Here is a 16,309-nt window from a genome sequence, read left to right as displayed (position 1 = left end):
GCCGCCAGGACGGCCCACGGTAGGCGAACGTCCCCCTGTCCGGAGTCATACCGGACCCGTACCGGACCCCCACCGGACCCCCTCGGTCTGGCACACTCGCTTGACGGGAGGCCTCTCGTACCGAGAGATTGGCCAGCGCACTATGAACGATCTGGACATGGACTTCCTGCTCGGCGCAGAGGACGACGACGGCTCGCCCCGGCGTCGCCCTTCCGGCGGCCGGGCCCAGCAACGACGCAGCCGCAGGCGCCGCAAGCGGCAGCGGCGCAAGGGCAGGGTCGCCACGCTGTTCGCTGTCGTGATCATCGTCGGGGTCCTCGCCGGTCTCGGCTACCTGGGCTTCACCTGGGCGCGCGGCGTCATGATCCCCAAGGACTTCACCGGCGAGGGGACGGGTGAGGTCGTCGTCGAGATCCAGGAGGGCGAGAGCGCCACCGACGTCGCCCAGATGCTGGAGGAGCAGGGCGTCGTGGCCAGCGCGCGGGCGTTCGTCAACGCCATCGGCGCGGCCGGGAAGAGCTCCTCGCTCCAGCCGGGCCAGTACGCGATGCGCAAGGGCATGTCCGCCGCGTCGGCGCTGAGCCTGCTCGACCCGAAGAACCGCGTGCTCAACCGGCTCACCATCCGTGAGGGGCTGCGGCTCAGCAAGATCTTCGAGGAGCTGTCCACCGCCTCGGGCAAGCCGGTCGAGGACTTCAAGAAGGCGGCCCGCGCCGACATCGGCCTCCCCGCGTACGCCAAGGGCCGGCTGGAGGGCTACGCGTTCCCCGCGACGTACGAGATCAACAGCAAGCTCACGCCGCAGCAGATCCTCACCAGCATGGTCGACCGGTTCAACCAGACCGCCGACAAGATCGACCTGGAGGGCCAGGCCAGGCAGGTCGGCTTCTCGCCCCGGCAGATCATGATCATTGCCAGTATCGTCCAGGCCGAGTCGGGCAGCGCCGAGGACATGCCCAAGGTGGCCCGCGTGATCTACAACCGGCTGCTGTCGAACCCGCCCATGAAGCTGGGCATGGACAGCACGGTCATGTACGGCCTGAACAAGTACGGCATCGCGGCCTCGCACGCGGACCTGACCAGCACCTCGCGCTACAACACCTACAAGTACGCCGGCCTGCCGCCCGGCCCGATCAGCAACCCGGGCGACCACGCGATCGAGGCCGCGCTGCATCCGGCCGACGGCAACTGGCTCTACTTCGTGACGGTCGACCCGAAGCGGGGCATCACCAAGTTCACCGACAAGGAGTCGGAGTTCTGGAAGCTGCGCGACGAGTTCAACAGGAACTACCAGTGAGCGAGACCGTCCGCCGGGCCGCCGTCCTGGGCTCGCCCGTCGCCCACTCGCTCTCCCCGGTGCTGCACCGGGCGGCGTACGCGGAGATGGGCCTGGGCGGCTGGCGCTACGACGCGATCGAGTGCGCCGAGGACGGGCTCGCCGGCCTGGTCGCCGGGCTGGGCCCGGAGTGGGCGGGCCTGTCGCTCACGATGCCGCTCAAGCGCGCCGTGCTCCCGCTGCTCGACACCGTGTCGGATCTCGCCCTGGCGGTCGGCGGCGCGAACACGGTCGTGTTCCGCGACGGCGGGCGGCACGGGGACAACACCGACGTGTACGGCATCGTCGAGGCGCTGACCGAGGCGGGCGTGACCGCGCCGTCCTCGGCGGTCGTCCTCGGCGGCGGCGCCACCGCGGCCTCGGCCCTCGCGGCCCTGCGGGAGACGGGCCTCGCGGAGGCCACCCTGGTCGTGCGCGACCCGGCCCGCGCGGGGGAGACCCTGCGCGTCGCCGAGCGCCTCGGCGTCGCGGTGACCGTGCGCTCCTTCGACGACTTCGACCCCGCGGCCGGACTGGTCGTCTCCACGCTGCCGTCCGGCGCGGCCGACGCGCTGGCCGAGCGGGTCGCGGCCCGGCTGCCCGACAAGGGGGCCGTGTTCGACGTCGTCTACGCGCCCTGGCCGACGGCGCTGGCCCGGGCCGTACGGGCGCGGGGGCGCACCGTCGTGGGCGGCTTCCCCATGCTGCTGCACCAGGCGGCGCGGCAGGTCGCACTCATGACGGGCCGGACGGACGTGCCGGTCGCGGCGATGCGCGCGGCTGGCGAGGCGGAGATCGCCCGGCGCGCGGCCTCCTGAGCGCCTCCGGGGCAGGACGGCCCGGGCCGGAATACTCCGGGGGCCGTCCTGGTTTGTGGTAACGTAGGAACTCGATCGGTCCGGCATGAGCTGGACGCGCAAGCGGAGGTCCTCCTCCCACCTGCTCCGCCGAAAGGCGGACGGGTTCAGGATCACACCGGAGTTTTCGGCAGGAGAGCTCAGTGACCCCGCATGCGTGACGTGCGGGGTTTTCGTTTTTCCCGCACGGTCGAGACAAGCGGAAGTCCTTTGGAGGTCCCATCAGCACCGAACCCCGCATCAACGACCGTATTCGTGTGCCCGAGGTCCGCCTCGTCGGCCCGAACGGCGAACAGGTCGGCATCGTCTCCATCGGCGACGCGTTGAAGCTGGCGCAGGAGAGCGATCTCGACCTGGTGGAGGTGGCGGCCACGGCCCGCCCGCCCGTCTGCAAGCTCATGGACTACGGCAAGTTCAAGTACGAGTCGGCCATGAAGGCGCGCGAGGCCCGTCGCAACCAGGCGCACACGATCATCAAAGAGATCAAGCTCCGGCCGAAGATCGACCCGCACGACTACGAGACCAAGAAGGGTCACGTCGTGCGCTTCCTCAAGGCCGGCGACAAGGTCAAGGTCACGATCATGTTCCGGGGTCGCGAGCAGTCCCGGCCAGAGCTGGGTTTCCGGCTCCTGCAGCGCCTCGCCGAAGACGTCACCGACCTGGGGTTCGTCGAGTCGCAGCCGAAGCAGGACGGCCGAAACATGATCATGGTGATCGGGCCGCACAAGAAGAAGGCCGAGGCGAGGGCCGAGAAGGCCGCCGCCAAGGCGCACCGGGACGAGGACCACCCGGCGGAGGAATCCGCGCAGGAGCAGGCCGCCCCGGTGCAGTGACGCCCGCCTGAACCACCGGGCGGGGCGCCCGCAACGTCACGCGGAATCCGAGACCGGGACGGTCTCGCGGAGTCAGGCAGCCGCCGGCTCGGGTTACCGGCCCGGGCCGTCGGCACGGACCAAAGAGGGAGAGACGGCTGAGATGCCGAAGATGAAGACGCACAGCGGTGCGAAGAAGCGGTTCCGGCTCACCGGCACCGGCAAGGTTGTCCGCCGCCGCGCCAACCGGCAGCACCTGTTCGAGCACAAGCCGTCCACCCGTACGCGCCGTCTCGAGGGTGCCGTCGTCATGTCCGACGCCGACACCAAGAAGATCAAGAAGCTGCTCGCAAAGTAGTAACGACCCGGGGAGATAGAACAACATGGCACGCGTGAAGCGGGCGCTCAACGCCAAGAAGAAGCGCCGGGTCGTACTCGAGCGGGCAAGCGGTTACCGGGGGCAGCGGTCGCGCCTCTACCGCAAGGCCAAGGAGCAGATGCTCCACTCGATGACCTATGCGTACCGGGACCGCAAGGACAAGAAGGGCACGTTCCGCCGTCTGTGGATCCAGCGGATCAACGCGGCGGCCCGCGCCAACGGCATGACCTACAACCGGTTCGTCCAGGGCCTGCGCCTCGCGGGCATCGAGGTGGACCGCAAGATCCTCGCGGACCTCGCGGTCAACGACGCCACGACCTTCGCCACGCTGGTCGAGTCCGCCAAGAAGGCGCTCCCGTCCGACGTGAACGCGCCGGTCGCCTGAGACCTGCTCCGACGAGGGCCCGCCGCCTGCGGTGGGCCCTCATCGACGTCAAGGGGGGAATGAGCAGGGATGGCGGAGCTCACCAACATCAGGTCGCCGCGGGTCAAGGCGGCCCGAAGGCTGACCAAACGCGCCTTCCGCGACCGGGACAGGGCGTTCCTCGCCGAGGGGCCGCAGGCCGTCCGTGAGGCGCTCGCGGTCAAGGACGTCACGGCGGAGCTGTTCGCGACGGTCGAGGCCGAGGCGCGGCACGCCGACATCGTGGCGGCCGCCCACGCGGCCGGCGTGCCCGTGCACCGCGCGAGCGGCGAGGTCATGGCCGAGCTGACCCAGACCGTCACCCCGCAGGGGCTGCTGGCCGTGTGCCGCTTCGTGCACGTCCCGCTGGCGGAGGCGGTCACGCCCACGTCCCGGCTGGTGGCGATCCTCGCCCACGTCCGCGACCCCGGCAACGCGGGCACCGTCCTGCGTACGGCCGACGCCGCGGGCGCCGACTCCGTGGTCTTCACCGACGCCTCGGTCGACCCGTACAACGGCAAGTGCGTGCGGGCGAGCGCGGGGAGCCTCTTCCACCTCCCCGTGGTGACCGGCACCTCCGTGGCCGACGCCGTACGGCACGTGCGGGAGGCCGGGCTGCGCGTGCTGGCCGCGGACGGAGCGGGCACCCGGACGCTCGACGAGGTCGCGCTGGACGCGCCAACCGCCTGGCTGTTCGGCAACGAGGCGTGGGGGCTGCCGCCCGAGCTCCTCGCCCTGGCCGACGAGGTCGTCCGCGTCCCGATCTACGGACGGGCCGAGAGCCTCAATCTCGCCACCGCCGCGGCGGTGTGTCTCTACTCTTCCGCGCGGGTTCAGCGGCAGATCTTACAAACCGTGGAAGAACCCACCACCCCCGGCCGCTGAGGCTGCTGCGGCGCCGCGGAAACCCGCTATTGTCGGCGAAGAAGCCGCGCGGGAAGGGGCGGCGCGCGCAGTTCCGGAGCTTCAGGAGGCGGTCTCGTGCGAGGTGACGACACCCCCGGCGGCACCCCTGAAGGGGACGCCGGAGGGCGGGCGCGCATCGACGTCGACGACCTTCCCGACGGCCTCGTCGCCACCGATCCCGACGGGGTGATCCTGATGGTCAACCGGGCGGCGGAGCGGCTGACCGGGGTGACCCGGCGGGCGGCGGTGGGCCGGCTCATCGGTGACGTCCTGCCGCTGCGCGACCAGGACGGCCGCGACTGGTGGAAGTGGCTCGACCCGCACGGCGGGCTGTGCACCCGCAGCCGCCAGCCCGAACGGCCGCTGCACCTGCCCGGGCGGCAGGAACTGCTGGTCGCCGCGCGCTTCGTCCGGGAGCCGGAGCGCGGCGGCGAGGTGCGGCGGGTCGTCATCACGCTGCGCGACGCGTCGGCGCGCGCACGGGTCGAACGCAGCCGCGCCGACCTGGTGTCCACGGTCGCGCACGAGCTGCGCTCTCCGCTGACCAGCGTCAAGGGGTTCACCGCGACTCTGCTGGCGAAGTGGGAGCGGCTCACCGACGCGCAGAAGCTCGTCATGCTGGAGACGGTCAACGCGGACGCCGACCGGGTGACGCGGCTGATCACGGAGCTCCTCGACGTCTCGCGGATCGAGTCGGGCCGGTTGGAGATCCACCGGCAGGTCGTGGACGTGCCGGCCCGGGCGCGCCGGATCATCGCCGGCCGGGTGGCGGCGGGAGAGCCGGAGGACCGTTTCCGGCTGGAGGTCCTCGGCGAGCTGCCCGAGACGTGGCTCGACCAGGACAAGATCGACCAGGTTCTCGGCAACCTGGTGGAGAACGCGGTGCGCCACGGACGCGGTACCGTGACCGTAGTGGTGGAGCCGGTCGAGTGGGGTGTGGCGGTGTCGGTGCGGGACCAGGGCGAGGGCGTGGCGCCCGAGCTGGTCGGCCGCGTCTTCCGCCAGTTCTGGCGGGGCAACGGCCGCCGCCGCGGCGGCACCGGCCTCGGCCTGTTCATCGTCAAGGGTCTCGTCGAGGCCCACGGCGGCACGATCAGCGTGCAGCGCGCGCCCGGCGGCGGCGCCGAGTTCCGATTTACCTTGCCCACCGGCACCCCCGACTTCGCCTGAGCTTTTCCACAGGCCCTCGCGCGGAGGACGGCCCGGTGGGCTGATCGGACTAAACTGACCACGCTGAGCGCAGGGCGCTCGCAGGCCCCTGGATACGGAGCTCTCTCTTGTCGAACACCTATGACCCGGTCGAGGTGACGCCGCTGCACGCCGACGAGGTCGCGCGGGCACAGGCGGACGCCCTCGCCGCCGTAGCGGCGGCGCGCGACCTCGACGACCTGAAGCAGGCCAGGCTGGCGCACGCGGGCGACCGCTCGCCGATCGCGCTGGCCAACCGTGAGATCGGCGCGCTCCCGCCCGCCGCCCGCGCAGAGGCGGGCAAGCGGATCGGCGCCGCGCGCAAGGCGATCGGCGAGGCGCTGGCCGCCCGTCAGGCCGAGCTGGAGGCCGAGCGCGACGCGCGGGTCCTCATCGAGGAGACCGTCGACGTCACGCTGCCGTGGGACCACGCGCCGCGCGGCGCCCGCCACCCGCTGACCACCCTGCAGGAGCGCATCGCCGACGCCTTCGTCGCGATGGGTTACGAGGTGGCCGAGGGGCCCGAGCTCGAAGGCGAGTGGTTCAACTTCGACGCGCTGAACATCGCGCCCGACCACCCCGCGAGGTCCGATCACGACACGTTCTTCGTGGAGAGCGTCGACTCGGGGAAGGTCCTGCGCACCCAGACCTCGCCGGTGCAGATCAGGGCCCTGCTGTCGCGCCCGCTGCCCGTGTACGTGGTGTCGCCGGGCAAGACCTTCCGCACCGACGAGCTCGACGCCACGCACACTCCGGTCTTCCACCAGGTCGAGGGCCTGGCGGTCGACAAGGGTCTGACGATGGCCCACCTGAAGGGCACGCTCGACCGGTTCGCCGAGGTGATGTTCGGCGCCGGCATCACGACCCGCTTCCGGCCGCACTACTTCCCGTTCACCGAGCCGTCGGCCGAGCTCGACCTGCGCTGCTTCGTCTGCCGGGGCTCCTCCGCGGTGCCGGGCAACCCGCCCTGCCGCACCTGCAAGTCGGAGGGCTGGATCGAGTGGGGCGGCTGCGGGATGGTCAACCCGCGCGTGCTGATCGCCTGCGGCGCCGACCCCGCCGTCTACTCCGGGTTCGCCTTCGGCATGGGCGTGGAGCGGACGCTGATGTTCCGCCACAACGCCGAGGACATGCGTGACATGGTCGAGGGCGACGTCCGGTTCACCCTGCCGTTCGGGATGGAGGTCTGATGAAGGTCCCGCTTTCATGGCTGCGGGAGTACGTCGATCTCCCCGCGGTCACCGCGCAGGAGGTGGCCGACCGGCTCACCGCCGCCGGCCTCAAGCTTGAGGCCATCCACTCGCACGGCCACGAGATCAAGAACATCGTGGTCGGCCGGGTCCTCGAGATCGAGGAGCTGACCGGGTTCAAGAAGCCCATCCGGCACTGCCGGGTCGAGGTCGGCGAGGCCACGCCGCGCGAGATCGTCTGCGGCGCGACGAACTTCTCCGAGGGCGCGGTGGTCCCGGTCGCGCTGCCCGGCGCCGTGCTGCCCGGCGGTTTCGAGATCGGGTCCCGCAAGACGTACGGGCGGCTGTCGGACGGCATGATCTGCTCGGAGGCCGAGCTCGGCGTCGCCGAGTCGTCCCCGGGCATCCTGCTGCTGCCGCAGGACACCCCGATCGGCGCGGACGTCGTCGAGCTGCTCGGCCTGCGTGACGACGTGCTCGAACTGGAGGTCGCGACCGACCGGGGATACGCCCTGTCGATCCGGGGCGTCGCCCGCGAGGCGGCGACCGCCTTCGGCGTGCCGTTCCGCGACCCCGCCGCGATCGAGACGCCGGACGGCGACGGCGAGTCCTGGCCGGCGTCGATCGGCGACCCGACCGCCTGCGACCGGTTCGTGCTGCGCTCGGCGACCGGGTTCGACCCCGCCGCCGAGTCGCCGCTGTGGATGCGGGTGCGGCTGGCCCGCGCCGGCATGCGCTCGGTGTCGCTGGCCGTCGACGTCACCAACTACGTGATGCTGGAGCTCGGCCAGCCCCTGCACGCCTTCGACCGGTCGCGCCTGTCCGGCCCGATCGTCGTACGGCGGGCCCGTCCGGGGGAGACGCTGGAGACGCTCGACCACGTCGTGCGGACGCTCCACCAGGAGGACATCCTCATCACCGACGACTCGGGCCCGATCTCGATGGCGGGCACGATGGGCGGCCTGCACACGGAGATCTCCGAGACCTCGACCGACATCGTGATCGAGGCGGCCCACTTCTCCGCCACCGGCATCGCCCGGGAGTCGCGGCGGCACAACCTGGTGAGCGAGGCGTCCAAGCGGTTCGAGCGCGGCGTCGACCGGGAGCTGCCGCTGGCAGCGTCCTGGCGCGCCGTCCGGCTCCTGGCCGAGCTGGGCGGGGCCGTCGCCGACCCCGGCGTGACGCACGCGCAGGTGGACGTCGCCCCGGTGCGGATCACGATCCCGGCCGGCCATCCCGACCGCGTCGCGGGCGTGACCTACGGGCGGGAGACGGTGATCCGCCGGCTGGAGCAGGTCGGCTGCGTGGTGACCGAGGGCGCCGCCGCCTCCCCCCAGAGCGGCGGCCCGAGCGGCGGCCAGGGCGTCGCCGCGACCGGGGTGCTCGCCTCGGGCGACCTCGCCGGGAAGCTGACCGTCCAGGGCGAGGACCTGATCACGGTCACCCCGCCGAGCTGGCGGCCCGACCTCACCGACCCGAACGACCTCGCGGAGGAGGTCATCCGGCTCGAAGGCTACGACCGCATCCCGTCGGTGCTGCCGCCCGCCCCCGCCGGCGGCGGGCTGACCGAGGAGCAGCGGCAGCGCCGCCGCGTCGGCCGGGCCCTGGCCCACGCGGGATACGTCGAGGTGCTCGCCTATCCGTTCATGGGCCCGCGCGACCTCGACAACCTCCTGCTGCCGGAGCAGGACCCGCGCAGGCGGACGACCCGGCTGGTCAACCCGCTCAGCGAGGACGAGCCGTACATGCGGACCACGCTGCTGCCGGGTCTGCTGAAGACGCTGGTGCGCAACGTGGGCCGTGGGTTCGCCGACGTGGCGCTCTTCGAGTCGGGGCTGGTCTACCGGCCCGCTCCGGACGCGCCCGCGACGGCCCCGATCCTCCCGGTCGATCACCGGCCCTCCGAGGAGGACCTGGCGGCGATCGAGAGCGCGCTGCCGCGGCAGCCGTTCCGGGTGGCCGTGGTGCTCGCCGGGGAGTTCCACCGCTCCGGCTGGTGGGGTGAGGGCAGGCAGGCGACCTGGGCGGACGCCGTCGAGGCGGCCCGCACGGTCGCGCGGGCGGCCGGCGTCGAGCTCGCCGTACGGGCCGACCGGCACGAGCCCTGGCACCCCGGGCGCTGCGCCGCGCTGACCGTGCCGGACCCGGAGACCGGGGAGCAGGTGCTCGCCGGTCACGCCGGTGAGCTGCATCCCCGGGTGATCGAGGCGTACGGCCTGCCGCCGCGCACGTGCGCGATGGAGCTGGAGCTGTCGCTGCTGCGGCCCGCCGGGCCGGTGCAGACGCCTCCCGTGTCCGCCTACCCGGTGGCGACCCAGGACGTCGCGCTGACCGTTCCCGCCGCGACCCCGGTCGCGGAGGTGGCGGCAGCCCTGCGCGAGGGCGCGGGCGGCCTGCTGGAGTCGATCAGGCTGTTCGACGTCTACACCGGGCCGCAGGTGGGCGAGGGCAACAAGTCCCTGGCCTACACGCTGCGGTTCCGGGCGCCGGACCGCACGCTCACGGCCGAGGAGACCACGGCGGCGCGGGACGCCGCCGTCGCCCTCGCGGCCGAGCGCACCGGAGCCCACCTCCGCGGCGCCTGACGAGCACGATCGCGGGCGGGCGCCGGTCTGTCGCCGGCGCTCGCCCGCGGGCGCGTCACCTCCCGTACACCTCGAAGGAGTACAGCGAGTAGCCGAAGAGGGTGGCGCGTTTGACCCCCTGCATGCGCACGTACCGCGCGCCGACCGGGGCGAACGTCACGGTGTCCACGCCGCCGTCGCCGGTGGTCGTCTGCGCGGCGGTGGTCCACGCGGCGCCGTCGGGCGACGTCTCGATCCGGTACGACGAGCCGTAGGCCGACTCCCAGCGCAGGATGACCCGCCGCACGGTCCTCGCCGAGCCGAGATCGACCTGAATGTACTGGTTGTTGCTCCATCCACTGGCCCACCGGGTCGCCGGGTCTCCGTCCACCGCCCGCCCGGGCGCGTTCGAGCCCTCGGTGCTCGAGGCGCTCGCCGTACGGCCCAGCGCGAGGTCGCTCACGTCGTCGCCCCGGTGCGCCGGGAACGAGACCACCTGCTGGTAGGTCGGCCGGTTCTGCCAGGAGATCAGCGACTGCTTGATCCCGCCGAGCGGCGACTGCCGAATAGCGTCGGCGCACCACTGGTCTCCGGCGGAGCAGGAGTCGTCACCGGGGTAGGTCGTCGCCGCCGGTTCGGCCAGCGCGGCCGACAGGCTGTCCAGCAGGACCGTACGGCAGGCCGCCACGGTCGCGCCGCAGTACTTCGCCGGCAGGGGAGCGCTCACCGGATCGCCCAGCACGGCCCGGATGTCCTTGTCGACGTAACCCCACCAGCCGTACTGGAACGCCGAGCCCTTGTGCGGCTGCGACTCGTTGGCCGACCCGGGCAGCGTGGAGACGTCGCCCTGCTGGTGCCCGGACGGCGACTCGTTGATCTGCAGCGCCCCGGTCAGCGACTCGTAGAGCCCGTCACCGAGGCCCGGCCGGAACTGCGCCCGCACCAGCTTCGGCCACCATGCGTCGAATATCCGAATAGCGTCGGCGTGCGCGTACGTCTTGCTCCCCTTGGCGGTCTCCTGCCGCCGGGCGCCCGCGTCGGCCCAGGCCGACAGCTTGGTGACGGCGGAGGCCAGGGCGGGATCGGACACGGACGCGCTGCCGATCACCCGGAGCAGTTTCGGCAGCACCTTCCACCCGCGCAGGTCGGTGACGGCGGCCGAGGCCATGATCTTCACCACCCCCGCCCGGTCGACCGGGCCCGCGGACAGGGCGGCCCGGAGCGGCGCGTCGAGCAGGTCGGCGCGGTGCACCGGACCGAAGCTGAAGTTGCCGTCGGCCGCGCCGTAGTCCTTGGCCTGCTTGTTGTTCCAGCTCACGAAGTAGTCCTGGTTGACGCCCTGGGGGTGGGCAGAGGGCGGCGTGTAAGTCGCCGTGTTGGCCGCCGGGTCGAAGCCGCTCCACTCGTGTGCCGCGTCGCCCGCCATCGGCAGGTTCGGATCGGACACCGCCGAGCGCACCGGGACGTTGCCGGACATGAAGTACGCCGTGTCGGCGGAGTTCACGTAGAACCAGTTGAAGGCAAAGCCGATCTTGGACGCCGAGTTCGTGAAGGCCGCCGGCGAGCCCATCTCGGCCGGGTCGTTGAACATCTGGAAGCCGATCGCGGAGTCCGTCTCGTGCTGGTAGGTCGAGCGCAGCGCCGTGAACGCCGTCGGCACGCCGCCGGCCATCCCCCGCCAGGTCACCAGGCCGTACTTGGTCCGCTTGATGACGAGGTCGTAGGAACCGGCGGCGGTGGAGTCGGCCGTGTTCGGCTTCCAGGAGTTGGTCTTCTTCAGCGTCTCCATTGCGGTGCAGGTGCCGTGGTAGAGGTAGTGGTCCGACGACAGCGTGGGCGTGCCGCCGTTCGGGTCGCACAGCGTCACCGCGTACGTGTCGGTGATGTCCTCGGCGGCCGACGTGGCGCTCCAGGCGTAGTCGGTGCCGCGGCCGAGCAGCACGTAGAGGTTGAGCCCGGCGAACGCCGCCCCCCGCGCCCGGATGCCGGGGCCGGACAGCTCCTCCAGCATGAGCAGTTGCGGCGCGAAGTAGCCGGTCTGCGGGCCGAACACGGCGATCGGGTGGCCGCCGGTCGCCTTGGCGGCCGAGACCACGAGCGCGTTCGACATGCCGGGCCGGGAGTTGTCCACGGTCAGCCCGGTCAGCGCGCTCGTGACCGCCGTCGTGGGGGAGGTCGCGCTGCCGGTCTCGTTCGCCGTTACGTCGACGGGGGCCGCCGTGCCCGCATCGGGCAGCACGACGCCGGTGGCGCCGGACGGCGCCGTGCCGGAGGGGAAGCTCTGCCCGTCGTGCAGCGTGAGCACGGTCTCCGGGTCGTTCTGGGAACGGAAGGCCGCCCAGGCCCGGTCGCCCTCGGTGGCGCCGAACTTCGCCCGCGCGGCCACCCGTACGAGGGCGGACCGCATCTCCGCGCCGCCGCCCCCGCCGAACAGGCCGCCGATGACCCCGGAGACGGCGACCAGGTCGGTCGTCGTGAAGTACTTCGGGCCTCCCGCGTTCGTGATCGCGTCGAGGTGGCCGGTGAGGACGTACTCGCCCGGGCAGTTGCGCGCGGACATGCAGCGGTCGATGTAGGCGTTGATCCCGGCGATGTAGTTCTGCACGTCGGTGTAGAGCTGGGCGCCGCGGCCGCCGGAGGTCCGCAGCCGGTCGATCTGGGCCTGGAGGTCGGCCTCGGTGTAGGGGGAGTTGCGCCAGACGCTCTGCTCAAGCTCCCGGTTGCCCGCCGCGCCCCCGGCGAACGGCGTCAGCTCGCCCCGGCCGACGTGCCGCATGAGGTCCATGAGCCACAGGCGGTCCTGGGCCCCGGCGTATCCGGCGCCGAACATCGTGCCCTCGCGGGTGGTGCCGGTGACGTGCGGCACGCCGGTGGCCTTGTCCCGGACGATCGTGACGTCCGATCGCGGGCTGACCGTGCTCTCGACCTGGTTCGCCGGCACGCCGAAGCCGCTGTCGCCGAAGAACGCGGAGATCTGCTCGTCGGTCAGCCCGGTGTAGCCGGAGATCAGGTCGGCGTACCTGCCGAGCTGGTCCCTGCTGTGGGCCGGGTAGGTGCCCAGAGTCTGGTTGCCCAGGATGTCCACGAGCGTGGCGTTGCCGTTCTGCCCGGGCGGCAGGATGTCCGCGCACTGGCCCAGGCAGTAGTCGTCAGGCGGATAGTAGGGGGCGGCTACGGCCGTCGTCGCCGGCAGGCCGACGGCGACGAGGGCCAGCGCGACGGCAGCGGTGATCGCCCGTCGAAGGCGCGCGTGCATGGGGGAACTTCCCTTCGCGGTGTCAGGGGGTGAAGGGACGGCAGGGTGGTGCTGTCACGCGCGTGAACGTGAGTCGGGCTCAACTCTGGACGATACGCGGGGGTAACCAGAGGAGCAATGCCAACTTTGCCGCGATCGTGGCAGAACCTGCCGATCGCAGTCAATGCGCGCCCGTGCCGGCGCGCGTCGCGATGGGGGAGGGCCGGGGCCTACAGCTCGTCGATCTCGGCGAGGTCGATGTCGGCGTCGAAGGGCACCGACACCTTGAGCCGGTCGTGGTAGATCCCGGTCAGCGCGTACGCGGCGGTGGCGGGATCGAGTTCGTACACGTAGACCGTGGGCCGCCCGGACTGGTTCTCGATGCGCCAGAAGTGCGCGATCCCCGCCTCTGCGTAGAGCTGCGGCTTACGCTTGCGGTCCCGCTCCTCGGACTCGGGCGAGACGACCTCCACAACCAGGATCACATCGCCGGCCTGATAGGCGGTCTCGCCTGTTCCCTGCACCGCCTCCGCGCGAATGATCACCATGTCGGGCTCGGGCCTCTGGCGAGTTCCGAGAACGACGCTCATGTCGCGACGTACGCGTAGCTGAGAGGGGACGTAACGGCGCAGTTCCCGCTCCAGGAGGAACAACATCAGTGTGTGGAAGGAAGCTCGGGATCTCACGAAGACCAAGCTTCCGTCAATCAACTCTGTGTGCGCAGGGAGTTGCGGCATGTGATCGAGGTCGGTGGCCCGAAATCCTTCCGGGGGAGGGAAGACCCAGCGCGGGACGCCACATAGACCGCTCATGGGTACTTGGCTCCACACCTCAGCCGTCATGCACTCACGGTAGCAACGCGTGAGCGTCACGCGAAGTGTTCCCCCCGCTGTCCCCTGCCGGAACGCGGGCTTTCCATGACGGCACCGCGGTCGCGGAGCACACCCGGACAGCAAGAAGGTGCGGCGCTCCCGGAGAGCGCCGCACCGTTCCCGGTGGTCAGCCCAGGCGGACTACCTGGTCCAGGTCCACTTCTGGTTGGTGCCGCCGTGGCAGCTGTAGAGCTGGAGCTTGGTGCCGTTGCCCGTGCCGGCTCCGGCGGCGTCGAGGCACAACCCGGACTGGACGCCCTGGATGCTGCCGTCGGAGTTCACCCGCCACTTCTGGTTGTCGCCGCCGTGGCAGGAGTAGATCTGTACGACGGCGCCGTTGCCGGTGCCGCCGGCGTCGAGGCACTTGCTGCCGTAGACCCGGATCTCGCCGGAGGACGAGGACGACCAGGTCTGGTTGCTCTGGCCGTTGCAGTCGTACAGCTGCACCTGCGTGCCGTCACTCTGGCTGGCGTTGGGCACGTCCAGGCACCGGCCGGAGGCCACGCCCTTGATCGCCCCACTGCCACCACCGGAGGTGGGGGTCGCGCTGGGGGACTGCGGCGGGATCGACGGAGACGGGGAACCCGGGCCGCTGCCGTCGGGGGCGACGGCGCGTCCGGTGCTGGGGGAGATCATGCCGGCGCAGAGGTTGCGGCTGCGGAGGTTGGCGGCGATCTGGGAGATGGCGGCGACGGTGGTGGAGTACTGGTCGTGCATGAGGATGATCTGGCCGTTCTGGAGACGGCCGGCGGCCTGGACGATCTGGGAGGTGCTGGCGCCGTTCCAGTCCTGGGAGTCGACGTCCCAGATGATCTCCCGGAGGCCGAGCTGCTGTTCGACGGACTTGAGGGTGTTGTTGGTCTCGCCGTACGGGGGCCGGAACAGCTTGGGTGCGGTTCCGGTGGCCTGCTGGATGGCCTGCTGGGTCCGCTGGAGTTCCGACTGGATCTGGGAGCTGCTCTGCTGGGTGAGGTGCGGATGGGTGTAGCTGTGGTTGCCCACCCACATCCCGGCGTCGACCTGCGCCCTCACGAGTGAGGGGTTGTTCTGCGCGTTCTGCCCGATGTTGAACATGGTGGCGCGCAGGCCGTTGGCTTTGAGGGTGTTGAGCAGGTTGGTGGTGTTGCTGGGGTTGGGTCCGTCGTCGTAGGTGAGGCCGACGTATCCGGCGCTGCAGTCGGCGGCGTTGGCCGCGGTCGGGGACAGGGCCACGGTCGCCAGTGCCGCGGCGGCGACGCTCGCGAGCGCGGCGGCGAGGGACTTGCGTAAACCGGGACGTCTGACGACGGGCACGGCGCTGTCGGCCATCTTTGCTCCTCAAGTCGGAACCCTGTGATCGGGCACGGTGGCGGGCCGGGCGGCGCGGTGTCCTGGGTGGGGAGCGACGCCCGGCCCCGGGGGTTCGCCGAGGCCTCATTCTGGAAACCATCACCGAAACATGTCAAAGACTGGCCAGAAATGTTTCAGTCAGATGTCGATCAGACCAGGCTTGAGCTGCTGGAACTCCGATGAACTTTTCACGTCGCCGTGGATGCCTTCCGCTCCGCTGATGGGTGAGCGCATGCTCGGCGGTCCTCCCGTCGCGCTGCCGGGACGCCGGCGACGGCACCGCCGCCGTGAGGTCGGCCGCAGCGCGACGCACAACAACCTGCCCGGCGCCCAAGCGTGAAAAGACATAGTCGATATGGGTGAAATCAAACACGGTGCCGCTCTTGTCCTACAGGGGGTGTGTCAATGCTCATACGGTCATTGTCTCTGATGTCAATGCCTCGGCGAGGATGCCGAAATGATGTAATCCTGATAGGGCTGCGGATTTCTCCTAAAAGCGTGTGATACCGTGCGGCGGTCATGGCGTCGGATCGGGAGCATGCGGATGGACTCACGCCCGTCGTCGGCCGGTCGTTGGACGAGAACCGTCAACTGGTTGAAACGCCCGGCCGTCATCAAATGGACCGGCACCACGATCGCGGCGACTGTGGTAGCCGGGCTCATCACATGGGCGATCCAGAACGCGTTGTCCGGTTCCTCTTCTCCTGCGGCGGTTGCGCCACCGTCAGTCAGCCGCCCCCTTCGTCGTCGAGGAACCTGGCTTCCGTCGCCCCGCATCTGACCCTTACGCCCATGGCCTCGCCTGTTCCTTCTGCAGCGGGGCCTCGGACGAGATCACTCGGCTGTACTTCGATTTAGACAGGCCTCGGCCGCGTGCTCAAATGCTGAAGGGCTTTGATCCCAGGGGAGACTATTTCTCGCTCAGGAGCATCTCCCTGAAGCGAGACGAGGATATAGCATTTCTGATCTACGCCTCCACCCTGAGGCACTCTTGTTCGTTCTCTTTGGCCTTGGACGTCCTCGACGACGGTCGTCAGCAGACGGTCACCGTGTCCAACCATGGTCAACCATTCAGGGTGACCGCTCTCTACACTCCCCGGGCGGCGGGCCGGGATATCTGATCTGAATCTGCTCGACCCGTACGAGGGCGACGAAGTCCTGGAGATCGGCACCGGTACGGGATGGACGGCGGGCTGCCGGCTCATCGCCTCGGGGACGCCAACGTCACCAGCATCGAGACAGATCAGGCTGTCCTTGCC

The 16,309-nt window shown here is 70.8% G+C and carries 13 protein-coding genes; 9 read left to right on the top strand and 4 right to left on the bottom strand.

The window, feature by feature from the left end:
* Nucleotides 1–142: 142 nt before the first annotated feature.
* The 9 genes from mltG to Mam01_RS26765 all read left to right on the top strand — a co-directional run bounded on the left by mltG (nt 143) and on the right by Mam01_RS26765 (nt 9,635).
* Nucleotides 143–1,297, top strand: coding sequence for an endolytic transglycosylase MltG (gene mltG / locus Mam01_RS26805; RefSeq protein WP_204287947.1), 1,155 nt, complete (start codon nt 143–145; stop codon nt 1,295–1,297).
* Nucleotides 1,294–2,133, top strand: coding sequence for a shikimate dehydrogenase (locus Mam01_RS26800; protein WP_204287946.1), 840 nt, complete (start codon nt 1,294–1,296; stop codon nt 2,131–2,133). The genes mltG and Mam01_RS26800 overlap by 4 nt, the downstream gene beginning before the upstream one ends.
* A gap of 260 nt (nt 2,134–2,393) precedes the next feature.
* On the top strand, nt 2,394–3,005 hold the full coding sequence (gene infC / locus Mam01_RS26795; RefSeq protein WP_204287975.1) for a translation initiation factor IF-3: 612 nt from the start codon (nt 2,394–2,396) through the stop codon (nt 3,003–3,005).
* A 142-nt stretch (nt 3,006–3,147) separates the two neighbouring features.
* Nucleotides 3,148–3,342 (top strand): 50S ribosomal protein L35, encoded by a 195-nt coding sequence (gene rpmI / locus Mam01_RS26790; RefSeq protein WP_150938654.1) that lies wholly within the window; start codon nt 3,148–3,150, stop codon nt 3,340–3,342.
* Nucleotides 3,343–3,367: 25 nt separating this feature from the next.
* Entirely contained in the window at nt 3,368–3,748 is a 381-nt protein-coding gene (rplT, locus tag Mam01_RS26785) for a 50S ribosomal protein L20 (protein WP_150938656.1), read from the top strand.
* 69 nt (nt 3,749–3,817) lie between these two features.
* Nucleotides 3,818–4,651 (top strand): TrmH family RNA methyltransferase, encoded by an 834-nt coding sequence (locus Mam01_RS26780; RefSeq protein ID WP_150938657.1) that lies wholly within the window; start codon nt 3,818–3,820, stop codon nt 4,649–4,651.
* 96 nt (nt 4,652–4,747) lie between these two features.
* The gene (locus tag Mam01_RS26775) at nt 4,748–5,842 is read left to right on the top strand and encodes a sensor histidine kinase (protein WP_204287945.1); all 1,095 of its coding nucleotides are present in this window, start codon (nt 4,748–4,750) and stop codon (nt 5,840–5,842) included.
* 107 nt (nt 5,843–5,949) lie between these two features.
* The gene (pheS, locus tag Mam01_RS26770) at nt 5,950–7,050 is read left to right on the top strand and encodes a phenylalanine--tRNA ligase subunit alpha (RefSeq protein WP_204287944.1); all 1,101 of its coding nucleotides are present in this window, start codon (nt 5,950–5,952) and stop codon (nt 7,048–7,050) included.
* The gene (locus tag Mam01_RS26765) at nt 7,050–9,635 is read left to right on the top strand and encodes a phenylalanine--tRNA ligase subunit beta (RefSeq protein WP_204287943.1); all 2,586 of its coding nucleotides are present in this window, start codon (nt 7,050–7,052) and stop codon (nt 9,633–9,635) included. The genes pheS and Mam01_RS26765 overlap by 1 nt, the downstream gene beginning before the upstream one ends.
* A 55-nt stretch (nt 9,636–9,690) precedes the next feature.
* Here Mam01_RS26765 and Mam01_RS26760 read toward each other — a convergent pair whose 3' ends face one another.
* The 4 genes from Mam01_RS26760 to Mam01_RS26745 all read right to left on the bottom strand — a co-directional run bounded on the left by Mam01_RS26760 (nt 9,691) and on the right by Mam01_RS26745 (nt 15,827).
* Nucleotides 9,691–12,870 (bottom strand): penicillin acylase family protein, encoded by a 3,180-nt coding sequence (locus tag Mam01_RS26760; protein WP_204287942.1) that lies wholly within the window; start codon nt 12,868–12,870, stop codon nt 9,691–9,693.
* A 209-nt stretch (nt 12,871–13,079) separates the two neighbouring features.
* Complete coding sequence (locus Mam01_RS26755) at nt 13,080–13,586, bottom strand: Uma2 family endonuclease (protein ID WP_307820133.1); 507 nt, start codon at nt 13,584–13,586, stop codon at nt 13,080–13,082.
* A gap of 276 nt (nt 13,587–13,862) precedes the next feature.
* Nucleotides 13,863–15,029: a polysaccharide deacetylase family protein gene (locus Mam01_RS36960; protein WP_239101639.1), complete on the bottom strand. Its 1,167-nt coding sequence runs from the start codon at nt 15,027–15,029 to the stop codon at nt 13,863–13,865.
* Between the two features lie 453 nt (nt 15,030–15,482).
* A complete protein-coding gene (locus Mam01_RS26745; RefSeq protein WP_204287941.1) occupies nt 15,483–15,827 on the bottom strand; it encodes a hypothetical protein in 345 nt (114 codons plus the stop codon).
* Nucleotides 15,828–16,309: the final 482 nt, after the last annotated feature.

Origin of the sequence: Microbispora amethystogenes, from assembly GCF_016863015.1 — a bacterium.
GTDB lineage: Bacteria > Actinomycetota > Actinomycetes > Streptosporangiales > Streptosporangiaceae > Microbispora > Microbispora amethystogenes.
The sequence above is the reverse complement of the archived record's forward strand: the minus strand, read 5'-3'. Positions and strand labels throughout refer to the sequence as shown.